The organism is Gordonia gummivorans (assembly GCF_022513585.1).
In the GTDB taxonomy this organism is placed as follows: Bacteria; Actinomycetota; Actinomycetes; order Mycobacteriales; family Mycobacteriaceae; genus Gordonia.
Window position 1 is genome coordinate 1 of record NZ_JAKWBF010000103.1, and the last position, 340, is coordinate 340.

1 protein-coding gene is annotated in these 340 nt (G+C 57.6%); it reads left to right on the forward strand.

What is annotated here, in order from left to right; all coding sequences use genetic code 11:
* Nucleotides 1–315: WXG100 family type VII secretion target (locus tag MKW15_RS24300; RefSeq protein ID WP_240862975.1), on the forward strand; the 315-nt coding region annotated here is incomplete at its 5' end.
* Nucleotides 316–340: the final 25 nt, after the last annotated feature.

Consider the following 340-nt stretch of genomic DNA (forward strand, 5'->3'; position numbering starts at 1 on the left):
CACACGGTGGTGAAGTCTCATGCGGGGTCGTTGCAGGATGCTCTGGGGAAGTTCACGTCGAACTCTTCGGAGTTTGATGCGGCGATGACCGAGTTGCTGGGCAAGATCAAGGGTGGTGCGAAGACGGAGTTGGCGAATTTGCAGCATCAGTGGTCCTCGGCTGCCGGGCAGGTGAATAAGGCGTTGGAGCAGTTGGGTGTTCGGACCGAGGATGTGGCCTCGACGTATGTGTCGGCTCAGGATGAGCAGGCCACGAATGTGCGTTCGGCGGGTGGCCGGATGGATTTTCATACTGCTGAGTCGACGAATATCTGATACGGGGGGTTGGTCTGATGTCTGA